The organism is Massilia sp. TSP1-1-2 (genome assembly GCF_049896185.1).
In the GTDB taxonomy this organism is placed as follows: Bacteria; Pseudomonadota; Gammaproteobacteria; order Burkholderiales; family Burkholderiaceae_D; genus Telluria_A.
The window spans coordinates 1-23,169 of record NZ_JAFCTU010000038.1 but is presented as its reverse complement, the minus strand read 5'-3'; the positions used below and the strand labels follow the sequence as shown (position 1 = coordinate 23,169).

The following is a 23,169-nucleotide window of genomic DNA, read 5'->3' as shown; positions in this document are numbered from 1 at the left end:
TGTGTTCGGCAGTTCCGGAGAATCGTTGTGGCAAAAATTATCATCACGTCCGAGGGGCAATTTGTCCGCGAGGTAGAGCTCGTCAAGGAGCGCGTTACGATCGGGCGCAAGCCGCACAATGACGTGACGCTGGACGACCGTGCTGTCAGCAGTCAGCATGCGACCATTTCCCTGATGCTCGACGATGCCATCCTGGAAGACCTGGACAGCACTAATGGCACCCTGATCATGGGCGAAAAGATAACGCGGCGCACGCTCAAGGATGGCGACAAGATTACGATCGCCCATTTTGTGCTTGAGTATCTCGCTACGCCTCCCAAGCTGGCGCCGTCGGGCTTTGTCGAAGTGCTGAACGGCGCGCATGCCGGTAAAAAAATTCAGCTCACCAAGCCCTTGACCACCGTCGGAAAGCCTGGCGCGTCGGTTGTCGCCATTACCTGTTCCGGCGGCGCGTTTTCCGCGTCGCGCATCGATGGGGAACTTGGTCCTACGGTCAATGGCGGTGTTCTCGGGGATGCCTCGCTGCGCCTGTCCCATGGCGACGTGATCGACCTCGGCGGCACGCGCATGGTTTTCATGAGCAACTGATGATGACGCGCCGCGCTTACTTCGTCGTTGAACTGCTGCTGTGGTTTACGGCGCCGCTTGTGTTTCTTGCCATTTACGTCAGCCGTTATCACTATCCGCCCGTCGTTATCCTGGAGCACCTGTATCCGATCGCGCTGATCGCCGCCTTCGGCATGCTGATGCGCCAGATTTTGCAGCGCCTGATTCCGTGGCGCGCGCTTGCTCAGGCGGTCAACACCGGGTTTTACGTGTCAGTCTTGAGCGTTTTGATCGCCTACTATGCACTGGTGCTGTCGGGTTTGAAGTCATGGGGCAAGGTGATCAGCGAGGAATTGATCGGCGCGTATGCGGAGCAAGCGCGGGGCTTATGCGAATCCATGGGGCTGTCCTTCCATGGCGTACTCGCCGCAGGGTTATGCGCCTGGGTTATCCTAGCTGGACTTCACTTTGCCTTCAGCAGGCGCTTCGAACCAGTCAAGAGTATTGGAACCACGCGCTATCCGCAGTCGCTGATTACCGTGCTGCTTGTCTGCGCCGCGCCTTTTCCATTACACCGACTGTGGGACTATCAAATCATGGCGCATGGCGCGTCGCAAGAACCTTTCTACCTGTCGCTTCATATCGGAAAGTTGCCAGCTGGAGGGGTCGATCCTACCATTGTTTATAACGATACTTTCTCTGTGCAGGAAAAGGAGGCCCGCCAACAGTACCGCGTCGATCCGCATGCGCAGCACCGGAATGTGGTGCTAATTGTTGCCGATGCGCTACGCGCTGACCATCTTGCCGCGTATGGATACGGGCGGCCCACCAGCCCTTGGTTGCAACAGCAGGTGGCGCTTGGCCATCTGCAACGCTACGACAATGTACATAGTGTGTGTAGCGAGTCAAACTGCGCCATGGCAGGACTGCTGGCGTCGCGCTATGTGCCCCAACTCCCCAGTGATCCGTTCACGCTGCCACAAGTGCTCAAGCTGCATGGCTACAAAATCGTGATGATCCTCGGCGGAGACCAGACGAACTACTATAACAAGCGTTCATTGTTCGGCAAGGTTGATGAGTATTATGACGGTTCAATGGCGACCGGTTACTACATGAACGATGATAGCTTTGTCGCCGAGAGAACCAAGCAGTTAGCGGAGTGGAACGGCAAGCCCACGATGCTGCAATTTCATCTGATGTCTTCGCATTTGCTCGGAAAGCGGCTCGACCCATTCTTAAGGTGGACTCCCGTCAAAAGTTACGGCGGCAAGACCATGGGACAGCCCGAGGCGCGCTATACCAACTTCTACGATAACGGCGTACTCCAGTATGATGATTTTGTACGCCAGATCCTGGAGACACTGCGGGCGAAAAAATATCTGGATAACGCCATCGTGATCGTGACTTCCGACCATGGCGATAGCTTGGGTGACCGGGGAGTGTTCTCCCACACGAAGAACGTCCATGAAGCGCTGATGCACATTCCCTTGCTGATGTCCGGCTTGGGGGAGGTTCCAACGTCGCAGACTGTCAAACCGTTTATTTCCCAGAGTGATATCGCTCCCACAGTCTTGAACGAACTGGGCATGGCGGTTCCAACAACTTGGGTTGGCACTCCGATGCATGCGACCTTGGAAGCCGGGAAAAATAGTGACTTGATTTATTTCAAACAATTTGAATATGCCGGTGTTTATGATGGTCGAGAGTCCGGCAAACTGTGGAAGTATTGGTTGAATAATTCGTCGAAAGAAGAGTTTGTGTACCGGCTGGATCGCGACCCGGATGAGAAAGCGAATTTCCTGTGGCAAGCGCCTCCAGAGCTGCTTGAACAATGGCGCAAGCGCGTTGTGCCGACGCTGGCCAAATAGGTGCCATTTTTGCGTTTTACTGTGTAGGGCAGATGACGTGTGTGCCGACTACGATCTGCGCCGCGGTCGTGCTGCAAGCCCAAATGCCGTCTACATCGCGCGCTTGCGTGATTTCGGCGCCTGCGACAATTGCGGGTCCACCCTTGATGGTGCAAATAAGTTTGGCGGTGCCGTCTGTCTTGACCGCCAAGGAATTTGTGCAATGAGAAGTTGCGTTAGCAATAGCTACATCCTTCAGCGCGGGTTGGTTACCTGCGACGATGCTCTCTTCAATCTTCGTACGGCTCCAGCCCATCTCGGAGTGGGCGGCATTCCATTTCGATTTGCCGACATAGTTTGTATATTGAGGGATTGCAACAGCTGCAAGGATGCCGATGATTGCTACGACGACCATCAGTTCAATTAGCGTAAATCCATGTTGTTTGGTGCGCATGGTTAATTCCCGTGGAAACTTTACTGTAGAAATGAAAACACCCCGCTCACATCTGGTCACGGGGTGCTTGTCTTGCTGGTGAACCCCCTTGGGGGCTTTCCCCTTCTTAGTTACTCAGGCAAGGGCCGCCCTGAGTTGGGATTTTACCGACATATTTTTGCGGTGCCTTAGTTGTGCAGGACCATGCGCCACCATTCGACGAAGCTGCATCGGAGGTACGGGTCAGCACAATATCCAGACCGGAAACAGTTCCAGGACCGCCTACAATCTTGCATGTAAGGGTACCGGCACCGCCCGCGCCAGTCGTAGTGGAATTTGTGCAATTTGAGGTCGAGGTTTTCAGCTTACTCGCTAGCAGTCCGAACGTCGTACCCTCAAGAAGTGCTGCATCGATACCAACTTCCCCGGCAGTGACTTCCGTGTAAGCAGCGCTCCACTTTGCTTTAGCAACATAATCCTGGTATGCAGGGATTGCAACAGCAGCCAGAATACCGATAATGGCAACGACGATCATCAGTTCGATCAGCGTGAAACCTTTTTGAGCCTGTTGCTTGTATTGTGCGAATTTCATAAATCCTCCGGTGGTGGTTTGTACGGCGAGTGGTGAATCGAATTTTTTCCTGCTGAAATAACATAGAGCAACATGCGTGCCAGTCGCCAAACTTGTTCCTTCCTCTAAATCTGTATAAAATATGGCAATTATGGCGGGTAAAAATGCCTGCCACAGGACGCTGTGGCGCAAAAATTGTCGGTGCCGCTTCAAAAAATGGCACTAATGTTTGTGCTTCGGTAATGAGACGAACAAATTATGGAAGTAATTTCGCTGGCGGCCGCAATCACCCTGACGGAATGGAGCGAGCGCACGTTCTGGCGCCGGTTCACGGAAGGTACGATCAAAAAGGAAAGTCGCAATGGCAAGGCGGTGATCCGCTTTGCGTCCATTCGCGACAATTTGTGCGTGCCGCTCAATGTCGACGATATGCTGCTCCTTGAACTGGCGGACGGCGGCGATGCTGGCGCGCAAACCGAGTTGGCGCTGCACTTTCTCGACCATCGCAAGCCCAAGGGCGCACTGGCGTGGCTGGGCTTGGCAACCAAGCAAGATGATGCGAACGCCATGTACTTTCTTGGGCGCTGCTATATAGATGGCGGCAGCAGGGATATCGAGCGCGATGAAAACCTCGGCCTGATGTGGGTGGCCAAGGCCGCCTGCCACGGCAGCGGCCTGGCAATTGCCGTCATGGAATCGATCCGCGAGCGAATCGGCGCGCCTGGCTGATTGCGCGCTGATTATTCCAGCGGCAAAGCGTTCCAGTCGCCGGACTTGCCACCATGCTTTTCCAGCACCCGCACATTGGTCATCACCATGCCGCGGTCGACCGCTTTGCACATGTCGTAAATGGTCAGCAGGCCTACTTGCACGGCCGTCAGCGCCTCCATCTCCACCCCTGTTTTGCCTATCGTTTCCACTTGTGCGCGGCAATGGACGCTGTTACCGGCCTGGTCGATCTCGAACTCGACCGCTACGCGTGTGATGGCCAGCGGATGACACAAAGGAATCAGGTCGCTGGTGCGCTTGGCGCCCATGATGGCGGCGATCCGGGCAATGCCCAGCACATCGCCTTTTTTTGCGTTGCCCGACGCGATCAGGGCCAGCGTGGCGCTCTGCATGCGGATGGTGCCGGCGGCAACGGCAATGCGGTGCGTGTCGCCCTTGGCGGCCACGTCTACCATATGGGCCTGGCCGGTGGCGTCGAAGTGGGTCAATTGCTCGTTGTTGGTGTCAGTCATAGCGTCAGGGGTAATATTTTGTTTCCGGCCGGGAGCGGGGCTGCGCCGGCGCGGCGGATACGGTTATCATAGCATCGTGAAAACGAAAACCCCTCCAGCCATGGCGGTTCGCCAACGCCGCCGCACCCGCCACCTATTGCTGTGCGGCGCCTTCCTTGCCGGCTGTTGCGGCCCGGCCGCGCAGGCGTGGGGCCAGATCCGCGCGGACGCGCCCGCGCTGCCTGTGCTGGGCGACGCGGCGCGCGGCGACCTGTCGCCAGTCATGGAACGCAAGCTGGGCGAAGAAATCATGCGCGACATCCGGCGCGACATCGATTTTCTCGACGACGCGCCCATCCTCGAATACCTGAACACCTTCGGCAGCGGGCTGGTCGCATCGCACCCCGGCGCGCGCGGCGAAACCAATGCCGACTACTATTTTTTCGCCGTGCGCGACAGCCAGCTCAACGCCTTTGCCTTGCCTGGCGGCTTCATCGGCGTGCACTCGGCGCTGCTGCTGGCCGCGCAGACCGAGTCCGAGCTGGCCTCGGTGCTCGGACACGAAGTGGGCCACGTGGCCCAGCGCCACATCGCCCGCATGATCGGCCAGCAAAAGCAAGACGCCTTGATTCCGCTGGCGGCCATGGTGCTGGCGGCCTTGGCCGCGCGCGGCAGTGGCGACGCGGCAATGGGCGTGATGGCCGGCGGGCAAGGCCTGGCCATTCAGCGCCAGCTCAATTTCACGCGCGAGGCTGAGCGCGAGGCCGACCGCGTGGGCTTTCAGATCATGTCCGAAGGCGGCTACGATACGTCCGGCATGGTTGCTTTTTTCGGTCGCCTGCAAACGGCCAGCCGCGCCTATTCCGATCTGATGCCTGCCTCGCTGCGCAGCCACCCGCTGACATCGGAGCGCATTGCCGACATCCAGGCCCGCATTCGCGACGTGCCGTACCGCCAGCATGTTGATAACCTTGAATTTCAGCTGATCCGGGCCCGCGCCCGCGTGCTGCAAGATGGCAGCACGCAAGGCTTGGCCGAGGCCACGGCCGCGTTCGAACTGCAACAAAAATCGCAGAACCGGCAGCAGCAAATCGGCGCGCAGTACGGCCTGGCCTTCGTGGCGCTGAAAAGGGACCAGCTGCCCCAGGCGCAGGCGATGCTCGACAGGGCGCGCGCCACCTTGCGCCGTACTGAAGGTGCGTTTTCGACGGGGCAGGCGGGATCCGACGGCGCCGCCGTGTTTGCCGCGCTGGCGCTCGATATCAAGCTGGCTCCAGGGCAAAGCGCTGCCGTCAAGTTGCAGGGACTCAAGGACGCCGAACTGGCGCATCAGCAATTTCCGCTGGCGCGCGGCCTGGCTTGTCAGTACGCCGATGCATTGATCCTCAATGGCAAGCCGGACGAAGCCACGCGCTTTTTGCGCGAGCAAGTCTTGCAGTACCGGGAGGAGCCGAAATTGCATGAGTTGTTGAGCAAGGCGTATGCCGCGCAAGGAAAGCAAGCCTTGCAGCATATCGCGCTTGCCGAGCAGTACGCGCTCAGCGGTGGCAAGCAGGCGGCGCTCGATCAGCTGGCCATTGCGCGCAAGGCGGGCGATGCATCGTTTTACGACATGGCGCTGATCGATGCGCGCGAGCGTGAACTCAAGACGCTGCGGCTGGAGGAAATCAAGGAAGCGAAAAAGGCGGGCAGGCCTGACGAGGGGCGGTGACTTGGGATGGGTCGGTAGGTCTGGCGCTTATCCGACCTACGCCCCACGCTCCTCACTGCGGCGCGGTCACATTACCTGAATGGTCGTTCGCGTTGCTGGGGGGTGCCGGCAAGCGCGTGAAATGCAAGCGCTCAGGCACGTCGGCGCGTTTGATGGGCTCGACGGGAATGGACTGCTCCCTGTAGCGCAGCACCAGCTCGCCTTGGCCGTTCTCCAGCCACGCCATCAAGGCTTCGTCGGATGCTGCGGCGCCGTTCATTTCCAATGCCGTCATCAGCTGCGCCACATCACGGTCATCCACTTGCGCGACTTTGCCCCCGCAATCGACTATCAGCTCACCGGTCTCGGTCATGAACACGCGCTCGAGATGGACGACCGATTCGCCCGTCTGCAACACCAGCCCATGCTCGGGATCGGTGCGCGCAATGAACGGCGTTGCTTCCAAATTCAGGTACACCCGCTGCGGCCCATTCTGGAAATACCAGCAGCCGCGCTCATCCACAGCATAGTTGCGGTTAATAAAACCCAGCAGTGCAAGCTGGATCACCTTGTCGCCGGCCAGCCCCAGGTGCTGGGCGCGCTCGTCGCGCATACGCCAGGCGCCGCGCGCATCCAGCGCCAGCCAGCCGTAGCAATGCGGAACGTCCGGCCACTTGACCATGGCTTTTTTTACGATGTCATCCATGGCGCTCAGCTTCGCATAGTTCACCTGGCGCAGGCGCGCGCGACGGCGATGTGCCTTCAAGGAAGTGCAGCAATTTGCGCGGCAGCCAGTCGAGCCGGCCGGGCACGCCGCCATTGGCGAACCCGACATGACCACCGTGCGCCGGGTAGTCCAGCGTCACCGCGCGCGAGGCGCTGGCCGGCAAGTGTACGCCCGGCAAAAACGGATCGTTGCGGGCATTTAACACCAGCGTAGGAACGGTGATGTCGCCCAGCACGTGCTTGGCGCTGGCCCGGTTCCAGTAGTCGTCGGTATCCTTGTAGCCGTGCAGCGGCGCGGTCACGACATTGTCGAACGCGTACAGGTCGCGCGCATTGATCAGCGCATCGCGGTCGAACAAGCCGGGAAACTGGTCCAGCTTGGCCAGGCATTTCGGCTTGAGCGATTTAAGGAAATTGCGCGTGTACACCATGTTCAAGCCCGTTCCCAGCGATTCGCCGCCGCGCGCCAGGTCGAGCGGGGCCGACACTGCGCACGCGGCGTCGACAAAGTCGGCCTGGTGCTGCGACTCGCCCAGCCAGCGCAGCAGCGCATTGCCGCCCAGCGAAACGCCGGTGGCGTACAGCTTGCCGCCGGCGCGCTGGCGCAGGCGGCGCAAGATCCAGTCGACTTCCAGCGCGTCGCCGGAATGATAAAAGCGCGGCGCCAAATTCAGTTCGCCCGAGCAGCCGCGAAAATGCGGGATCGCGCCCGACCAGCCGCGCGCGGCCACGGCCGCCATCAGGGCGCGCGCATAGTGGCTGTCCGACGAGCCTTCCAGTCCGTGAAACAGCACCACCATCGGCTGGCCCGGTTCGCCGTCGACGAAATCGACATCGACAAAGTCGCCGTCCTGCGCATCCCAGCGCTCGCGCCGGAAAGCGACGGGCGGCTTGGCAATGCACAGGGCAGGGTAGATGGTCTGCAGGTGGGCGCCGGGCAGCCACAGTGGCGCGCTGTAATCCACGCGTTCAGTGCAGGCTGCTGCCCACGTGCTCGATGGCAGGCGCGGCGCCGGGTGCCACCGACACATGGTGCAGCACCATGCGCCAGCCGCGCGGGGTTTTCATGTAGACATTGGTGGCGACCAGGTGCGCTGGTTCGTCGCCGGCAATTGAGGTGACGCCCTCAATCACGGTATGCACCGAGCTCATCAAGTTATTTGTCTCGTACAGCCGGGACGGGTGGATTTGCAGGCCGCCCCGTTCCAGAATCGCTTCCCATGCCGTCTGGATGGCCACATGGCCGTGCAGGCGCGGTCCGCCCGGGTGAATGCAGACAATTTCCTCGTCCTCGGCCCAGAGCGCCATCAGCGCCTCGACGTCGGCCCGATTCAGTGCTTCGTAGAACGCGGCTTCAACTTCGGCCGCGCTGCCATTCATCTGTTTGACTTTCTTCATGCTGTCTCCGGGCGAAGCAGGGCAGGGCAGGTGCCGCGTTTAGTGGTGAGAGAGGACGGTGCCTGGCTTGAGGCGGTACTCGGTGCCGCAGTACGGGCACTTGGCCAGGCCATCGTGGCCAAAATCGAGGAACACGCGCGGATGCGACGACCACAGCGGCATGGCCGGGTTCGGGCAGTGGGCGGGCAGGTCCTTGTCGCCCAGTTCAACCGCAGGCAGCTTTTTGTCGTTCATGAATTCTCCGTCAGGCTATGCAAAACCACGATTTTAGTCGATTCCGGCAGCTTGCCGGAATGATCGGTAAAATAGTGGCATCCACCACAATGTAATTTTTGCATCACTCTTGAATTGCACCGCATGCCCGATCCCCGTTCCTCGCTGTCGCAGGAAAACCACATTCCCGTCCGCCTGGCGGACGAAGACCCGGCCATGTGGCGCGAGGGCTTCAAGGCTGGCGCGCCAACCCTGTTCGGCATCGCCGCCTGGGGCATGGTGGTCGGGGTTGCCCTGATCAAGGGCGGCTTGACGCTGAATCAGGCACTCGGCATGACGCTGCTGGTCTTCGCCGGGACCGCCCAGCTGGCCTCGCTGCCCCTGATTTTTGCCAACGCCCCAATCTGGGTGGTGTTTGCCACCGCACTTGTCGTCAACTTGCGTTTCGTGATTTTTTCGGCCTTGCTGGCGCCGCATTTCGCTCACTTGCCGTGGTACAAGCGTTTGCTGCTCGGTTACACGGCCGGCGACATCACCGTCAATATTTTCCTCCAGCGCTTTCCGACCGAGGCGCCCGCCGTGGGCAAGGTTTCCTACCTGAAGGCCTTGCTGATTCCTAACTGGCTGGCCTGGCAAGTCGGTTCGCTGGCCGGCATCTTTTTGGGCAGCACTGTACCAGCCGCGTGGGGTCTGGGTTTTGCCGGCACCCTGGCCATTTTATGCATCCTGGTGCCCACCATGCTGACCAGCGCCGCGCTGTGCGGTGTGGTGGCCGCCAGCGCCACGGCGGTGCTGGCCTATGGCTTGCCATACAAACTGGGCATGCTGCTCGCCGTCGTGGTGGGCATGGTGGCCTCGATGCTGGTTCAGGAATTGATCGAAAGGAAAAATTGATATGTCTGAACTGGACATCTGGATCACCATTGTTGCGCTCGTGGCAGCCACGGCAATTGCGCGCAGTTCGTTCTGGCTGGTGGGCCACCACATCACGATCCCGCCCCGGGTGCAGGAAATGCTGCGCTACGCGCCCGGTTGCGCACTGGCGGCGATTATCGCGCCGGAACTATTGATGACAACCGACGCCCATCCGGTGTTTAGCCCGCTGAACATCAAACTGGCCTCCGCCGTGGGTGCCGGAATCTATTACCTGTTGCGTAAAAGTATGCTTGAAACCATCATTTTCGGCATGGCAGTGCTCACCATTCTACGTATCTGGCTGATGTAAGTATTTCATGCGGTGCTTGCGGTAAAATAGCGTTCTTTCATTATTTGACTCGTGGATACCCGCCCATGCACGCTGTTTTGAACTTTACCCGTTTGCAAGACCTCATCGACCAGAACGCCCTCGCCGGCAAGCGCGTCTTCATTCGCGCCGACCTGAATGTGCCGCAGGACGATGCCGGCAAGATCACGGAAGATACGCGCATCCGCGCTTCCGCACCGGCCATTGCCGCCGCCCTCAAGGCAGGCGCTGCCGTCATGGTCACCTCGCACCTGGGCCGCCCGACCGAAGGCGAATTCACGCCGCAAGACAGCCTGGCGCCGGTCGCCGCGCGCCTGTCCGAGTTGCTCGGCCAGCCGGTGGAGCTGAAGCAAAACTGGGTCGATGGCGTCGATGTCGCGCCGGGCCAGGTTGTGCTGCTGGAAAACTGCCGCGTCAACAAGGGTGAAAAAAAGAATAGCGACGAGCTGGCCCAGAAAATGGCCAAGCTGTGCGATATCTACGTCAATGACGCCTTCGGCACCGCCCACCGCGCCGAAGCGACCACCCACGGCATCGCCAAGTTCGCGCCCATCGTGTGCGCCGGCCCCTTGCTGGCCGCCGAACTTGACGCGCTGGGCAAGGCGCTGGGTGCACCGGCCCGTCCCTTGCTGGCCATCGTGGCCGGGTCCAAGGTGTCGTCCAAGCTCTCGATCCTCAAGGCACTGGCGGACAAGGTCGACAACCTGATCGTCGGCGGCGGCATCGCCAACACGTTCATGAAGGCCGTTGGCCTGAACATCGGCAAGTCGCTGGTCGAAGCCGAACTGGTGACGGAAGCCAAAGCCATCATCGACATGATGGCCGCGCGCGGCGCCACCGTGCCCATTCCGGTCGACGTGGTGTGCGCAAAAGAATTTTCGCCAACCGCGGTGGCCACCGTCAAGGCTGTGGCCGACGTGCAAGACGACGACATGATCCTCGACATTGGCCCGAAGACGGCAGCGACGCTGGCCGCGCAAATTGCCAAGGCCGGCACCATCGTCTGGAACGGCCCGGTCGGCGTGTTTGAATTCGACCAGTTCGGCGAAGGCACCAAAACGCTGGCGTTGGCCATTGCCGACTCCAATGCGTTCTCGATTGCAGGCGGCGGCGACACGCTGGCCGCCATTGCAAAGTACGCGATCACCGATAAAATCGGCTACATCTCTACGGGTGGCGGCGCCTTCCTCGAGTTCCTCGAAGGTAAGACCCTGCCAGCGGTTGAAATCCTGCTGCAGCGCAGTTCCCAGTAATTCCACAGCGCAGCCCTCTGGCTGCGCTTTTACTTAAAGGATAGCTATGTATCGTGGTACCAAGATCGTCGCAACCATCGGACCGGCATCGACCGATTTCGATATTCTCGTTCGCATGATTCAGGCCGGCGTTGACGTCGTGCGCCTGAATTTTTCCCACGGCAAGGCGCAAGACCATATCGACCGGGCTGCCCTGGTACGCAAGGCCGCGGCCCAGTGCGGGCGCGAAGTGGCGATCATGGCAGACATGCAGGGTCCGAAGATCCGCGTTGGCAAGTTTGAAGAAGGCAAGATTCAGCTCGAAAATGGCGACAAGTTCATTCTCGACGCCAAGTGGGGCGACGACGGCGAACTGGGCAACCAGGAACGCGTGGGCCTGGACTACAAGGCGCTGCCGCGCGACGTGCGCACCGGCGACAAGCTGCTGTTAAATGATGGCTTGATCGTGCTCGTGGTCGAGCGCATCGTCGGCCATGAAATCTTCACCGTCGTTAAAGTTGGTGGCGAGCTGTCCAACAACAAGGGCATCAACCGCCAGGGCGGCGGCTTGACCGCGCCGGCGCTGACGGCCAAGGACATGGAAGACATCAAGACGGCCATGAGTTTCCAGGCCGACTATCTGGCGATTTCGTTTCCAAAAAGCGCGACCGACATGGAAATGGCGCGCCAGCTGGCCAACATCGCCGGCGAGCAATACCATCACAAACCGATGATGATCGCCAAGATCGAGCGCGCCGAAGCCATTCCTGTGCTGCAGGAAATCCTGGACGCGTCGGACGGCATCATGGTCGCCCGCGGCGACTTGGCCGTGGAAGTAGGCAACGCCGCCGTGCCGGCGCTGCAAAAGCGCATGATCCGCATGGCGCGCGCCTCCAACAAGCTGGCCATTACGGCCACGCAAATGATGGAGTCGATGATCGTCAACGCCGTGCCGACCCGCGCCGAAGTGTCGGACGTGGCCAACGCCGTGCTGGACGGCACCGACGCCGTCATGACCTCGGCCGAAACCGCTTCCGGCCGCTATCCGGTTGAAACGGTGGAAATGATGGCGGCCATCTGCGCCGAAGCCGAGCAGTCCGAATACAACAAGCTCGACGCCGACTTCCTCAATGCGCGGTTTACCCGCATCGACCAGTCGATCGCCTACGCTGCGTTGTTTACGGCGCACCACTTGCGCGTCAAAGCCATCGTGGCGCTGACCGAGTCCGGCTCGACCGCTTTGTGGATGAGCCGCCACAGCATCGACACGCCGCTCTTCGCGCTGACCCCGATTACCACAACCCAGCGTAAAGTAGCCCTGTACCGCAACGTGCGCGCCTACCACCTGATGCAGTCGGGCGACAGCGCACAGGTGCTGCGCCAGGCGGAAGACTTGATGGTGGCCAAAGGAATCGTCAAAAAGGGTGACATGATCGTCGTCACTTGGGGCGAGCCGATGGGGCAGGTAGGCGGTACCAATGCACTGAAGATCGTGCGCGTCGGTGAATTTGATTAATTGAAAGCGGGCGGCGCCGACCAGGCGCCACCGGCGATTGCTGCAAGAACTGCGCGCATCCCGCGCTTCCTGGGCAACACTGGTTTCTTATTGTTTTTGGAGTATTACTATGGCTCTCGTATCTTTGCGTCAATTGCTGGACCATGCTGCTGAAAACGGCTATGGCTTGCCTGCGTTTAACGTCAACAACCTTGAACAGGTGCAGGCCATCATGGCTGCGGCTGACGCGGTCAACGCACCGGTCATCATGCAAGCGTCTGCGGGCGCGCGCAAGTATGCCGGCGAAGCGTTCCTGCGCCACCTGATCGAAGCGGCCGTCGAAGCGTATCCGCACATCCCGGTTGTCATGCACCAGGATCACGGCCAGTCACCGGCGGTGTGCATGACGGCAATCCGCTCCGGCTTCACTTCGGTAATGATGGACGGCTCCCTGGAAGCGGATGGCAAGAGCGTTGCCTCGTACGAATACAACGTGGAAGTCTCGCGTGAAGTGGTCAAGTTTTCGCACGCGATTGGCGTGACGGTCGAAGCGGAACTGGGCGTGCTCGGCTCGCTCGAGACCATGAAGGGCGACAAGGAAGACGGCCACGGCGCCGAAGGCACCATGACGCGCGAGCAACTGCTCACCGACGTGGCCCAGGCCGCCGACTTCGTGCAGCGCACCCAGTGCGACGCGCTGGCCATTGCCATCGGCACCTCGCACGGCGCCTACAAGTTCACCCGCAAGCCGACCGGCGACATCCTGGCCATCGACCGCATCAAAGAAATTCACGCGCGCATCCCGAACACCCACCTAGTGATGCACGGCTCGTCGGCAGTACCGCAAGAATTGCTGGCCATGATTCGCGAATTTGGCGGCGACATGAAAGAGACCTACGGCGTGCCGGTTGAAGAAGTGCAGGAAGGCATTCGCCACGGCGTTCGCAAGATCAACATCGACACCGACATTCGCCTGGCGATGACGGCAGCGGTGCGCAAGTACATGTTCCAAAATCCGGGCAAGTTCGATCCGCGCGACTTCTTGAAGCCGGCGCGCGAGGCGGCTACCGACATTTGCAAGGCGCGTTTCCTGTCGTTTGGCTGCGAAGGCCAAGCTGCCAAGATCAAGCCGATCACCATGGAAAAAATGGCCGAGCGCTACGTCAAGGGCGAGCTGTCGCAAATCGTCAAGTAACAATCGTCAAGCAACAATCGTCAAGTAACAATCGTCAAGTAACAATCGTCAAATAAGCTCTCTACCACGCATCAACCTCGCGCCCTCCGGGGCGCGTTTTTACCTGTACAAGGAAACACATGTCTGGCGTTCTCGAAACAAACCTGAAGTCCCTGCCATTTTTGCACCGCGGGAAAGTGCGCGACATTTACGCCGTGGGCGACGACAAGTTGCTGGTCATCCAGACCGACCGCCTGTCCGCCTTTGACGTCATCCTGAATGAGCCGATCCCTGAAAAGGGCAAGATTCTGACGGCCATGTCCAACTTCTGGTTCGCCAAATACAAAGACTTGATGCCCAACCACGATACCGGCATCGATCCGGTATCGCTGGTCTCGCCGGACGAGCGCGCACAAGTTGACGGCCGCGCCATCGTGGTCAAGAAAATGACGCCGCTGGGGATCGAAGCGATCGTCCGTGGCTACCTGATCGGTTCGGGCTGGAAAGATTACCAAAAGACGGGCAAGGTGTGCGGCATCGACTTGCCAGCCGGCCTGCAGGAAGCGCAAAAGCTGCCGCAGGTATTGTTTACGCCGTCGACCAAGGCTCCGGCCGGCGCGCACGATGAAAACATCTCCTTCGAGCAAGCCGAACAGATCGTCGGCGCCGATATCGCGCGCCAAGTGCGCGACTACGCCGTGCAGCTGTACACCGCCGCCGCCGAATACGCGGCCACGCGCGGCATCATCATTGCCGACACCAAGTTCGAATTCGGCCTTGACGAGCACGGCACGGTGCACCTGATCGATGAAATTCTTACGCCCGACTCGTCGCGCTTCTGGCCAATGTCGAGCTACCAGGTCGGCATGTCGCCGCCGTCGTACGACAAGCAGTTTGTGCGCGACTATCTGGAAACGCTGACCGACTGGAACAAGGCCGCGCCGGCCCCGACCGTGCCAAGCGACGTGATCGCCAACACCCGCGCCAAGTATCTTGAGGCGCTGGAACTGTTGACCGGCGCCACGCTGAAGGGTTGATGATGAGCGTAACGGTATCCGCTTTAACGTCGGCAACAACAGCACCGTTGGTCGGCATCGTCATGGGCTCCTCGTCCGACTGGGAAGTCATGCAGCACGCTGTGAACATCCTCAAGGATTTCGGCGTCCCTTTCGAAGCCCAGGTGGTGTCGGCCCACCGCATGCCTGACGATATGTTCGCCTACGCCGACAGCGCCCGCGCGCGCGGGCTGCGCGCCATCATCGCCGGCGCCGGCGGCGCGGCCCACCTTCCCGGCATGATTGCCGCCAAGACCATCGTGCCCGTGTTGGGCGTGCCGGTGCCGTCGCGCTATCTGTCGGGCAAGGATTCGCTGCTGTCGATCGTGCAAATGCCCAAGGGCATTCCCGTGGCCACCTTCGCCATCGGTGAAGCCGGCGCGGCCAACGCCGCGCTGGCCGCCATCGCCATGATCGCCTGCACCGACGAGGCCCTGGCCGAAAAACTCCAGCAATTTCGCCTGCAGCAAACCGCCGCTGCCAGGGCCATGACGTTGCCGGTATGACGGCCCCGCTTGCTCCTTTTCTGCCGCCTGCGCGGCTGGGCGTGATGGGCGGCGGCCAGCTTGGCCGCATGTTCGTGCACGCGGCCCAGGCCTTGGGCTTCAAGGTGACGGTGCTGGAGGCGGCGCCTGACAGTCCTGCCGGGCAAGCCGCCGACAGCCTGATCGCCGCCGATTACAGCGACGCGCAGGCGCTGGCCCAGCTTGGCCAGTCGTGCGTTGCAGTCACGACCGAATTTGAAAACGTCCCCGCTGCCAGCTTGGAACTGCTGGCCAAGCACGCCTTTGTGGCGCCGGCGGCGTCCTGCGTTGCCATCGCCCAGGACCGGATTGCCGAAAAACATTTCCTGGCCGGTTGCGCAGCGCGCTCCGGCGTGCCGCCGGCGCCGCACATGACCATTGCCGCGCCCGCCGACATCGACGCCATCCCTGACCTACTGCTGCCCGGCATCCTGAAAACAGTGCGCATGGGCTACGACGGCAAGGGCCAGAGCGTGGTGCGCACGCGCGGCGATGTGCGCGCGGCGTTTGCCGCCATGGACGGCGTTACCTGCCTGCTGGAAAAGATGCTGCCGCTGGCTTACGAGGTATCGGTACTCACCGCGCGCGGCTTTGACGGCGCATCGGTGGTCTACCCGATTGCCGAAAACGTGCACCGCGACGGCATCCTGTTCACCACCACCGTGCCCGGTCCGAATGTGGCGGCCGATTGCGCGGCCGCAGCGCAGCAGGCGGCGCGCGTTATCGTCGAAGAACTTGGCTACGTAGGCGTGCTGTGCATCGAATTTTTTGTGCTGACCGACGGTACGCTGGTGGTCAACGAAATGGCGCCGCGGCCGCACAACAGCGGCCACTACACGATGGACGCCTGCGTGACCAGCCAGTTCGCCCAGCAAGTGCGCGCCATGGCGCGCTTGCCGCTAGGCGAGGTGCGCCAGCATTCGCCGGCCGTCATGCTCAATATTTTGGGCGACATCTGGTTTGCGGACGGCGCCGCCGCGCCGCGCGAACCGGACTGGGCAAAATTGCTGGCGCTGCCAGGCGCTTGCCTGCACTTGTATGGCAAAGAGCAGGCGCGGCCAGGGCGCAAGATGGGCCATGTGACCTTGATTGCGCCCACGCTGGCCCAGGCCCAGGCCCAGTTGGTGGCGGCCTGCGCCATTCTCGGCATCGCGCCGTGAGCATGGACCTGGACCAGCCGCTTGACCTGGCCGCGATCGCTGCGGCCGCGCGCCTGCTGGAGCAGGGCCGTCTGGTGGCCTTGCCGACCGAAACCGTCTACGGCCTGGGAGCGGACGCCGAAAATCCGGCCGCGGTGGCCCGCATCTACGCGGCCAAGGGCCGCCCGCAAGACCATCCCGTCATCGTCCACCTGGCCCCCGGCGCCGACCTGGCGCACTGGGCGAGCGAGATTCCCCCGGAAGCGCACCAGCTCGCTGCCGCCTTCTGGCCCGGGCCGCTGACCATGATTCTCAAGCGCGCGCCGCACATTCCCGACGCCGTCTCCGGTGGCCAGGACACGGTTGGCCTGCGTTGCCCGTCGCACCCGGTCGCCATCGCGCTGTTGCAAGCATTCAAGGGCGGCAAGGGTGGGGTGGCGGCGCCATCGGCCAACAAGTTCGGCAACGTCAGCCCGACCACGGCGCGCCATGTGCGCGATGAATTTGGGGCCGACGGCAGTATTGATGCCGTGCTCGACGGCGGTCAAAGCCAGGTGGGCATCGAATCGACGATTGTCGACCTGTCACGTTTGGCTTCCCACGGGCCAGTTCTGTTGCGTCCTGGCCACATCAGTGCGGAAGCCATCGGCGCCGTGATTGGCCGCTTGCCGGCCGCGCCTGACGCCCAGGCGCCGCGCGCGTCGGGCACGCTCGAGTCGCATTACGCACCGCACACGCCAGTGGCCATGCAGAACAGTGCCGCGCTGGCGGCAACGCTGGCGCAGCTCGACGTTGCCGGACGTAGCGTGGCGTTGATCCATTATTCGGACTTCAGCCCCGTGCACGCCAGCGTTCGCCTGCCGCTGACTCCGGAAGGTTTTGCCTATGCGCTGTATGCCGCGCTGCGCGCCATGGACCATGCCGGGGCCGAGCTGATCCTGGTTGAAGCGCCGCCGCAGGGCGCCCAATGGCTGGGCGTGAACGACAGACTGAGGCGCGCCGCCTATGGTTCCACCACAATTGTGCAGGGACTGTTAAATAACACTGTCTCCTGACTGTCCGCGCTGCCGCCGGTTGCTATAATCGATTTCATCGCGCCCAGGGGCACGGGCTGGCGAGGGTCGATGTTGCATCGAACTGACGTCGCCAAAGTTTATTTCTATACAAGCGTGTAGAAGACTGGCATATTAGCTGAGTTGCGAATAGCACGCGCGTTCGTTTTAACACCAAAAATTTTATTCAGGAGACATAATGCGTCAAACCAATTTTGCGCTGGCTTTGCTTACGGCAGCCATTCTTTCGGCATGCGGCGGCAGCAGCAACGACACCGCTCCAGCCCCGGCAGCCAAACCGAAATTCCTCGCGCAGGTCAATTTTGGCGACAGTCTGTCCGACGCCGGCACCTACAAGGTTGGCGCGATCGCTCAACTGGGCGGCGGCAAGTACACCATCAACGGCGACCTGACCGCGACCAACGCTGCGCTCAATGGCAAGATCTGGCCAGAACTGGTCGCTGCCCAACTCGGCCTGCCGGCGCCCTGCGCTGCGCAAACCGGGCTCGAAGGCACGGGCACCGGCTTCAATGTTCCTGTCATCAATTACCCACTGTGCAATAACTACGCACAGGGCGGCTCGCGCGTTACCGTCGCTGAAGGGCCTGGCAACAAGCTCTACACGCCAACGCTGGGTCAGCTGACGCGGCCTGTCACGGAACAGATCGATCGCCACCTGGCGAAAAACGGCGGCAAGTTCAGCGGCACCGAAGTCGTTTTCGTGATGGCCGGCGGCAATGACGCCCTGCAACTGCTGAGCAACCTGAGCACCGCATCGACCGCCGCTGGTGGCCAGGCGTACGCCAAGTCGCTGGTCCCGGCGCTGGCAGCGGGCACCACCAACCCGGCAACGGCGGCAGGCACCATTTCCACCGCGTTCACCGCCGAACTCGGCCGCGGCGGCACCTTGCAAGCCGCCACCACCAACGCCATCGGCGCTGCCTACCAGCTGGGTTTCCGTACCGTCATCGATCCGGCAGTCAACACGCCAATCGTCGACAAGGCCAAGGCTGATGCCGCCGCCGCTGGCGCCGCCTATGGCGCTGCCAATGGTCCTGCGCAAGTGACCGCAATGAGCCAGGCCGGCGCTGACGAAGCAGCACTGATCCGCACCAAGATCCTTGCGAAAGGCGCCAAGTACGTTGTCGTCAACAACCTGCCTGACCTGGGCAGCAGCCCATTCGGCAAGGCCCTTGGCGTGTCGAGCCCATCGAGCCTGACGCTGGTCAACGGCATGGTCGGCGCCTTCAATCTGGCGTTGCGCGCCGGCATTGATGGCCTTGAGGCTAACGTCGTCTACGTTGACCTGTTCACCGTCAGCGCCGACCAGGTTGCCAATCCGTCGAATTACGGCATCTCCAACGCGGCAGCGCCGGCATGCCTGGCCACCAATGCACTCGGCGGTACTTCGCTGGTATGCAATGGCAAAAACCTCGTTGCCGGCGACGTCAGCCACTATCTGTTCGCAGACGGCGTGCACCCGACCCCGTTCGGCAGCTCGCTGATCTACAAGGCGACGACCGATGCAATGGTCGCGCGCGGCTGGCTGTAAGAGATTTTGAAGCCGCCTGGTCGTGACGACAGGCGATGCGCAAAAGGCTGCCCGGTTCAACACCAGGCGGCCTTTTTTTATGCCGGGGCGGGTCGCGCCAGCGGCACAATTCAAACTGGCATGTTTGAACAAATGGATTGTCACAAAAGCGCAAGACGAAAGCGTCATCCCGAATTAGTCTGGCATCCTTGGCAACGGGTCCAGTTCCGAGCAATCGTTTAAAAACACATAATTAGGAGATAGAATGCGTCAAACTCATTTCGCGCTGGCCATGTTGACGGCTGCCGTGCTCAGCGCTTGCGGCGGCGGCAACGGCACCAGTCCAGAAGAACAAAAGCTGGCCACCACGTTCAGCTCCATGGTGTCGTTCGGCGACAGCTTGTCCGACGTTGGCACGTATGCGGTGGGTAGCATCAAGCTGGCCGGCGGCGGCAAGTTCACCATCAATGGCGACAACACGGCCACCAGCGCCACGCTGACGGGCAAGAATTGGACCGAGCTGATGGCCAAGCAATTCGGCCTGCCGGCGCCGTGCGCCGCCCAGACCGGGCTGGACGGCAATGCCGCGGCCGGCTTTTCGGCGGCCGTGCTCGACCACCCGGAATGCCTGAGCTACGCCCAGGGCGGCGCGCGCGTGAGCAATCCTTATGGTCCCGAGAACAAAGTCACCGGCTCTGCGTTTGGCTTCTTGACCAAGCCGGTCGTGGAACAGGTCACGCGCCACCTGGCCAAGACTGGCGGCAAGTTCAGCGGCACCGAAGTGGTGTTCGTCACCGCCGGCGGCAACGATGCCCTGGCGCAGCTCGGACAAATGCAGGCGGGCGCCAAGGCTGCGGGCGAGGCGGCGGGCGCTGCGGAAGGCGCCAGAGTGGCGGCCGAAACCTTCGTCACCACGCTGGTGAGCTTGCTGGCCCAGACCGCCGACAATCCGCAAACCGCAGGCCAGGCGATCGGCACGGCCGTCGCCATTGAATCACAGAACCCCGCGCGCACCACCCAGAGCATCATTAACGTGGCTGTCGCTAACGCCATGGCCCAGCCGGGCGCAACTGAATTGCAAGATCCACTGGTGGCAGGTTCAATCGTCGCCAAGTCGCAGACAACGGCAGAAGCTGCCGGGGCTGCCGCCGGCCTGGTGGCGGGCCAGAAGGCGGGCGCCGCCTACGCTGCGGCCCAGGCCCCGGCGATGGTCGCGGCAATGGGCGTGGCCGGCGCCGAACTGGCCGGCATCGTCAAGACGATGATTGTGGCCAAGGGTGCCAACTACGTGGTCGTCAACAACCTGCCGGACCTGGGCGGCTCGCCGGCCAGCAAGGCCCAGGATGCGGCCACGCAGACATTGATCAAGACGATGGTGACGACGTTCAACACGCAGCTCAAGGCGGGCGTGGCCGGGGAAACGAAGGTGGTGTACGTCGATCTGTGGGCGACCAGCCACGACCAGATCCTCAATCCTGCGCCTTACGGTCTGACCAATACCAGCACGGCTGCGTGCACGGTCAAGTCGCTCGTTTGCACCGGCAAGACCTTGATCACCGGCGACGTCAGCCACTTTATGTTTGCCGACGACGTGTTGCCCACGCCGTATGAAAACACGCTGATCGCCAAGTATGTGGCCGAGCAAATGATCCTGAAAGGTTGGCTGTAAGCCACCGCCCCACCTACAAGAATTTCGGAGAAAAAATGAAAATACGTTTGCATAGTGCTGTTTCCGTGCTGGCCGCCGTTGCCGCGATGGCTGCCTCGTCGGGCGCGTTGGCGCAGGCTGAGGGGCAGTGGGCTATCAAGGCCGGGGTGGGCAAGATCACGCCCAAGGTCGAGAGTGGCGACGTCAGCGCGCCAGCGCTGCCGGGCAGTAAAGCGGCGATCAGTGCCGATACGCAGCCGGTGTTTGCGGTGGCCTACGGCGTGACCGACAACCTTACCGTCGAGCTTGACCTGGGGCTGCCGTACAAGCACAAGATATCGGGCGCGGGCGCCATCGAAGGCGTGGGCGTGCTGGGGACGGTCAAGGCTTTGCCGCCGACGCTGTTTGTCTACCACCGGTTCTATGAGCCGGAAGCGCGTTTCCGGCCGTACTTGGGCGTGGGCGCAACCTATGCTTATTTTGCAGATGAGACAGGCTCTGGCAAGTTGACGACGCTGAGCGATATTGGCGGACCGCCGACGACGTTTTCGCTGAAGAACAAGTTCGCGGCGACGTTGCAGGTGGGATTGATCGTCAACATCAACAAGAAGTGGTTCGTGGACGGCAATATCAGCAAGACGTGGCTGAAGACGAAGGTGTCGTTTTCGTCGGGGCAGACGCAGGATATGACGCTCAATCCGCAGGCGGTGACGCTGGCGCTGGGGTACAAGTTTTAGATTGTCAAATCTGAAAATGTGGGGCGAAAAGCCGCTTAGCCACAAGCTGGGCGGCTTTTTTTCGCGCCCGGCTCCTGTTTGTTGCCGATCCCAAATTCGTCCGGCCGCACGCGTCACTTATGACACTGCTACTAGCCAGAAACTTTCTTAGGAAAAGCCTGAACCAAAGAATTTGATCGCCGTCAAAATCCTTCATTCATTGATTCACGAAGGAACGGTCCATGTCGACAACCCTCACCGCAAAGTGCCAACAACGCAAACATGTAGCAATCATTTTCACCGCTCTTGTCGGACTCGCCAGCGCCTGCAGCGCCGTCGCTCAATCGGAGCCGGATGCAGCAGCGGCAAGCCAGAACGCGCCAAGCGCTGGCGATGCCGGCGAATATCAAATTCCCGCCGAAACAATCGAAGCCCAAGCTGCCGGGCGCAATGTCTATGTTTCCGCATCCACCGGTAGCGACAGCAACCCAGGCACCCAGTCCAAGCCGTTCAAGACGCTCACCCGCGGCATCCGTGATGTCGCGGCCGGCAGCACGCTCTATGTGTCTCCCGGCACCTATGAGGGCGGCATCAAGACGAGCGCCAGCGGCACAGCCAGTGCCCGCATCCGTTACCTGTCGACTACGCCTTGGGCCGCAAAAATCGTCCCACCCGCCAATTCAAAAAACAGCACCGCCTGGGACAACCGCGGCAGCTACGTCAACATCGACGGCTTCGAAGTCTCCGGCACCAAGTCGCGCGCCGGAACCAAGTGGCGCAGCGGCATCTACAACGGCGGCTCCTACGTCAAAATCCTGCGCAACCACGTCTACGACATCGCCCGCAATTACAATTGCACCGGCGGCGGCGGCTCGGGCATCGGTGTGGACAGCTACTACAATGGCAAGCAGTCTGACGTGGTCGGCAACATCGTCCACGATATCGGGCCCAAAGGCTGCCGCTTTATCCACGGCATTTACGTCAGCACCTCCGGTTCCATCAAGAACAACCAGGTGTACCGGGTGGCGGAAGGGGGCATCCACCTGTGGCACGATGCGCGCGACGTGACCATTACAAACAATACGGTCGCCGCCTGCAACACCGGGATCATCATTGGCGGAGGCGATTTCTATCACTCACGCAGCGGCAACGACAATACCCATGTCTACAGCAATATTGTCTACGACAACAAAATGGGCATCTCCGAACAAGGCAAAACTGGCAAGCGCAACAGTTACCGCAACAACCTCGTGTACAAGAACGCGACCTACAACTTCAGTTTGAAAAATGGGCTGCAGCACGTGAATACAGTCTCGTCCGAGCCTTACTTCGAAGCCTATGGCAAGAGCGGTTTCATGGATCTAAGGATCACAAAGAGCTCGCCGGCTGTCGGGCGGGGCAGCGACATGGAGGCCGAAAGTGTCGACTTCAACGGGCGGCCACGCAATCACGTTACCAGATTTGATATTGGCGCCTATCAGCACTGAGTGCTGGGCAACTATTTTCTCCTAAACCTAGCTAGCGTTGCAACAAGCGCCGTCGATGACCCATGTTGGAATGCGAGCTTCGCTCTTTTCCAACCTACGCTTCTCTCCGATTCCGTGGCCGGGCTTCTGCGCGGTTGTTCAGGGTGAACACGGTAAGCGCGATATTTACCCCACCGCTGACGACCGTTGGCTGCAGCGATCATGATTCAGCGACGCGAAGTTGAACGGT

General features: G+C 60.9%; 24 protein-coding genes. 17 read left to right on the top strand and 7 right to left on the bottom strand.

The features are described from left to right. The first annotated feature begins 27 nt into the window (after positions 1-27). The gene (locus ACP7BV_RS23300) at positions 28-588 is read left to right on the top strand and encodes an FHA domain-containing protein (RefSeq protein ID WP_426107158.1); all 561 of its coding nucleotides are present in this window, start codon (positions 28-30) and stop codon (positions 586-588) included. Next, positions 588-2,414, top strand: a complete 1,827-nt coding sequence (locus ACP7BV_RS23295) for an LTA synthase family protein (RefSeq protein WP_426107156.1) — start codon at positions 588-590, stop codon at positions 2,412-2,414. Before ACP7BV_RS23300 ends, ACP7BV_RS23295 begins: the two co-directional genes overlap by 1 nt. 16 nt (positions 2,415-2,430) lie before the next feature. Here ACP7BV_RS23295 and ACP7BV_RS23290 read toward each other — a convergent pair whose 3' ends face one another. Further along, positions 2,431-2,847, bottom strand: coding sequence for a pilin (locus ACP7BV_RS23290; RefSeq protein WP_426107154.1), 417 nt, complete (start codon positions 2,845-2,847; stop codon positions 2,431-2,433). 106 nt (positions 2,848-2,953) lie between these two features. Next, positions 2,954-3,589 (bottom strand): pilin, encoded by a 636-nt coding sequence (locus ACP7BV_RS23285; protein WP_426107153.1) that lies wholly within the window; start codon positions 3,587-3,589, stop codon positions 2,954-2,956. Positions 3,590-3,655: 66 nt separating this feature from the next. On the opposite strand from ACP7BV_RS23285, the gene ACP7BV_RS23280 reads away from it, so the two are divergent. Continuing rightward, a complete protein-coding gene (locus ACP7BV_RS23280) occupies positions 3,656-4,126 on the top strand; it encodes a hypothetical protein (protein WP_426107152.1) in 471 nt (156 codons plus the stop codon). 11 nt (positions 4,127-4,137) lie between these two features. On the opposite strand, the gene moaC is transcribed toward ACP7BV_RS23280, so the two are convergent. Next, positions 4,138-4,638: a cyclic pyranopterin monophosphate synthase MoaC gene (moaC, locus tag ACP7BV_RS23275; protein WP_426107151.1), complete on the bottom strand. Its 501-nt coding sequence runs from the start codon at positions 4,636-4,638 to the stop codon at positions 4,138-4,140. Positions 4,639-4,738: 100 nt separating this feature from the next. On the opposite strand from moaC, the gene ACP7BV_RS23270 reads away from it, so the two are divergent. After that, positions 4,739-6,328 (top strand): M48 family metalloprotease, encoded by a 1,590-nt coding sequence (locus ACP7BV_RS23270; RefSeq protein ID WP_426107149.1) that lies wholly within the window; start codon positions 4,739-4,741, stop codon positions 6,326-6,328. Between the two features lie 52 nt (positions 6,329-6,380). Here the strand turns inward: ACP7BV_RS23270 and ACP7BV_RS23265 are convergent, their stop codons facing one another. Genes ACP7BV_RS23265 through ACP7BV_RS23250 form a run of 4 tightly spaced genes read right to left on the bottom strand, consistent with a single transcriptional unit; the run spans position 6,381 to position 8,665 of the window. Continuing rightward, positions 6,381-7,013 carry a DUF2946 family protein gene (locus ACP7BV_RS23265; protein WP_426107148.1) on the bottom strand — a complete coding sequence of 211 codons (633 nt, stop codon included), beginning with the start codon at positions 7,011-7,013 and terminating at the stop codon, positions 6,381-6,383. Next, positions 7,006-7,998, bottom strand: coding sequence for a YheT family hydrolase (locus ACP7BV_RS23260; RefSeq protein ID WP_426107210.1), 993 nt, complete (start codon positions 7,996-7,998; stop codon positions 7,006-7,008). The genes ACP7BV_RS23265 and ACP7BV_RS23260 overlap by 8 nt, the downstream gene beginning before the upstream one ends. A gap of 4 nt (positions 7,999-8,002) precedes the next feature. Then, positions 8,003-8,431, bottom strand: a complete 429-nt coding sequence (locus tag ACP7BV_RS23255; RefSeq protein ID WP_426107147.1) for a YybH family protein — start codon at positions 8,429-8,431, stop codon at positions 8,003-8,005. Between the two features lie 39 nt (positions 8,432-8,470). After that, entirely contained in the window at positions 8,471-8,665 is a 195-nt protein-coding gene (locus ACP7BV_RS23250) for a zinc-finger domain-containing protein (RefSeq protein ID WP_426107146.1), read from the bottom strand. Positions 8,666-8,788: 123 nt separating this feature from the next. Between ACP7BV_RS23250 and ACP7BV_RS23245 the strand changes: the two genes are divergently transcribed. From ACP7BV_RS23245 to ACP7BV_RS23185, 13 genes are all read left to right on the top strand, one after another. Beyond that, positions 8,789-9,538, top strand: coding sequence for an AzlC family ABC transporter permease (locus tag ACP7BV_RS23245; protein WP_426107145.1), 750 nt, complete (start codon positions 8,789-8,791; stop codon positions 9,536-9,538). A 1-nt stretch (position 9,539) separates the two neighbouring features. Next, positions 9,540-9,869 (top strand): AzlD domain-containing protein, encoded by a 330-nt coding sequence (locus tag ACP7BV_RS23240; RefSeq protein WP_426107144.1) that lies wholly within the window; start codon positions 9,540-9,542, stop codon positions 9,867-9,869. A 65-nt stretch (positions 9,870-9,934) separates the two neighbouring features. Continuing rightward, entirely contained in the window at positions 9,935-11,140 is a 1,206-nt protein-coding gene (locus ACP7BV_RS23235) for a phosphoglycerate kinase (protein WP_426107143.1), read from the top strand. A gap of 46 nt (positions 11,141-11,186) precedes the next feature. Beyond that, entirely contained in the window at positions 11,187-12,635 is a 1,449-nt protein-coding gene (gene pyk / locus ACP7BV_RS23230) for a pyruvate kinase (protein WP_426107142.1), read from the top strand. A gap of 109 nt (positions 12,636-12,744) precedes the next feature. Next, positions 12,745-13,809, top strand: coding sequence for a class II fructose-bisphosphate aldolase (gene fba, locus ACP7BV_RS23225; RefSeq protein WP_426107141.1), 1,065 nt, complete (start codon positions 12,745-12,747; stop codon positions 13,807-13,809). A 119-nt stretch (positions 13,810-13,928) separates the two neighbouring features. Continuing rightward, positions 13,929-14,825, top strand: coding sequence for a phosphoribosylaminoimidazolesuccinocarboxamide synthase (locus tag ACP7BV_RS23220; protein ID WP_426107140.1), 897 nt, complete (start codon positions 13,929-13,931; stop codon positions 14,823-14,825). Between the two features lie 2 nt (positions 14,826-14,827). Next, positions 14,828-15,349, top strand: a complete 522-nt coding sequence (gene purE, locus ACP7BV_RS23215; protein ID WP_426107209.1) for a 5-(carboxyamino)imidazole ribonucleotide mutase — start codon at positions 14,828-14,830, stop codon at positions 15,347-15,349. After that, a complete protein-coding gene (locus ACP7BV_RS23210) occupies positions 15,346-16,527 on the top strand; it encodes a 5-(carboxyamino)imidazole ribonucleotide synthase (protein ID WP_426107138.1) in 1,182 nt (393 codons plus the stop codon). The genes purE and ACP7BV_RS23210 overlap by 4 nt, the downstream gene beginning before the upstream one ends. Before the next feature lie 2 nt (positions 16,528-16,529). Continuing rightward, positions 16,530-17,561 carry an L-threonylcarbamoyladenylate synthase gene (locus tag ACP7BV_RS23205; protein ID WP_426107207.1) on the top strand — a complete coding sequence of 344 codons (1,032 nt, stop codon included), beginning with the start codon at positions 16,530-16,532 and terminating at the stop codon, positions 17,559-17,561. Positions 17,562-17,757: 196 nt separating this feature from the next. After that, complete coding sequence (locus ACP7BV_RS23200; protein WP_426107137.1) at positions 17,758-19,110, top strand: SGNH/GDSL hydrolase family protein; 1,353 nt, start codon at positions 17,758-17,760, stop codon at positions 19,108-19,110. 244 nt (positions 19,111-19,354) lie between these two features. Beyond that, positions 19,355-20,758, top strand: a complete 1,404-nt coding sequence (locus ACP7BV_RS23195) for an SGNH/GDSL hydrolase family protein (RefSeq protein ID WP_426107136.1) — start codon at positions 19,355-19,357, stop codon at positions 20,756-20,758. A gap of 35 nt (positions 20,759-20,793) precedes the next feature. Next, entirely contained in the window at positions 20,794-21,474 is a 681-nt protein-coding gene (locus ACP7BV_RS23190) for an OmpW/AlkL family protein (protein WP_426107135.1), read from the top strand. A 221-nt stretch (positions 21,475-21,695) separates the two neighbouring features. Next, positions 21,696-22,940, top strand: a complete 1,245-nt coding sequence (locus ACP7BV_RS23185) for a DUF1565 domain-containing protein (RefSeq protein ID WP_426107134.1) — start codon at positions 21,696-21,698, stop codon at positions 22,938-22,940. The last annotated feature ends 229 nt before the right edge of the window (positions 22,941-23,169 follow it).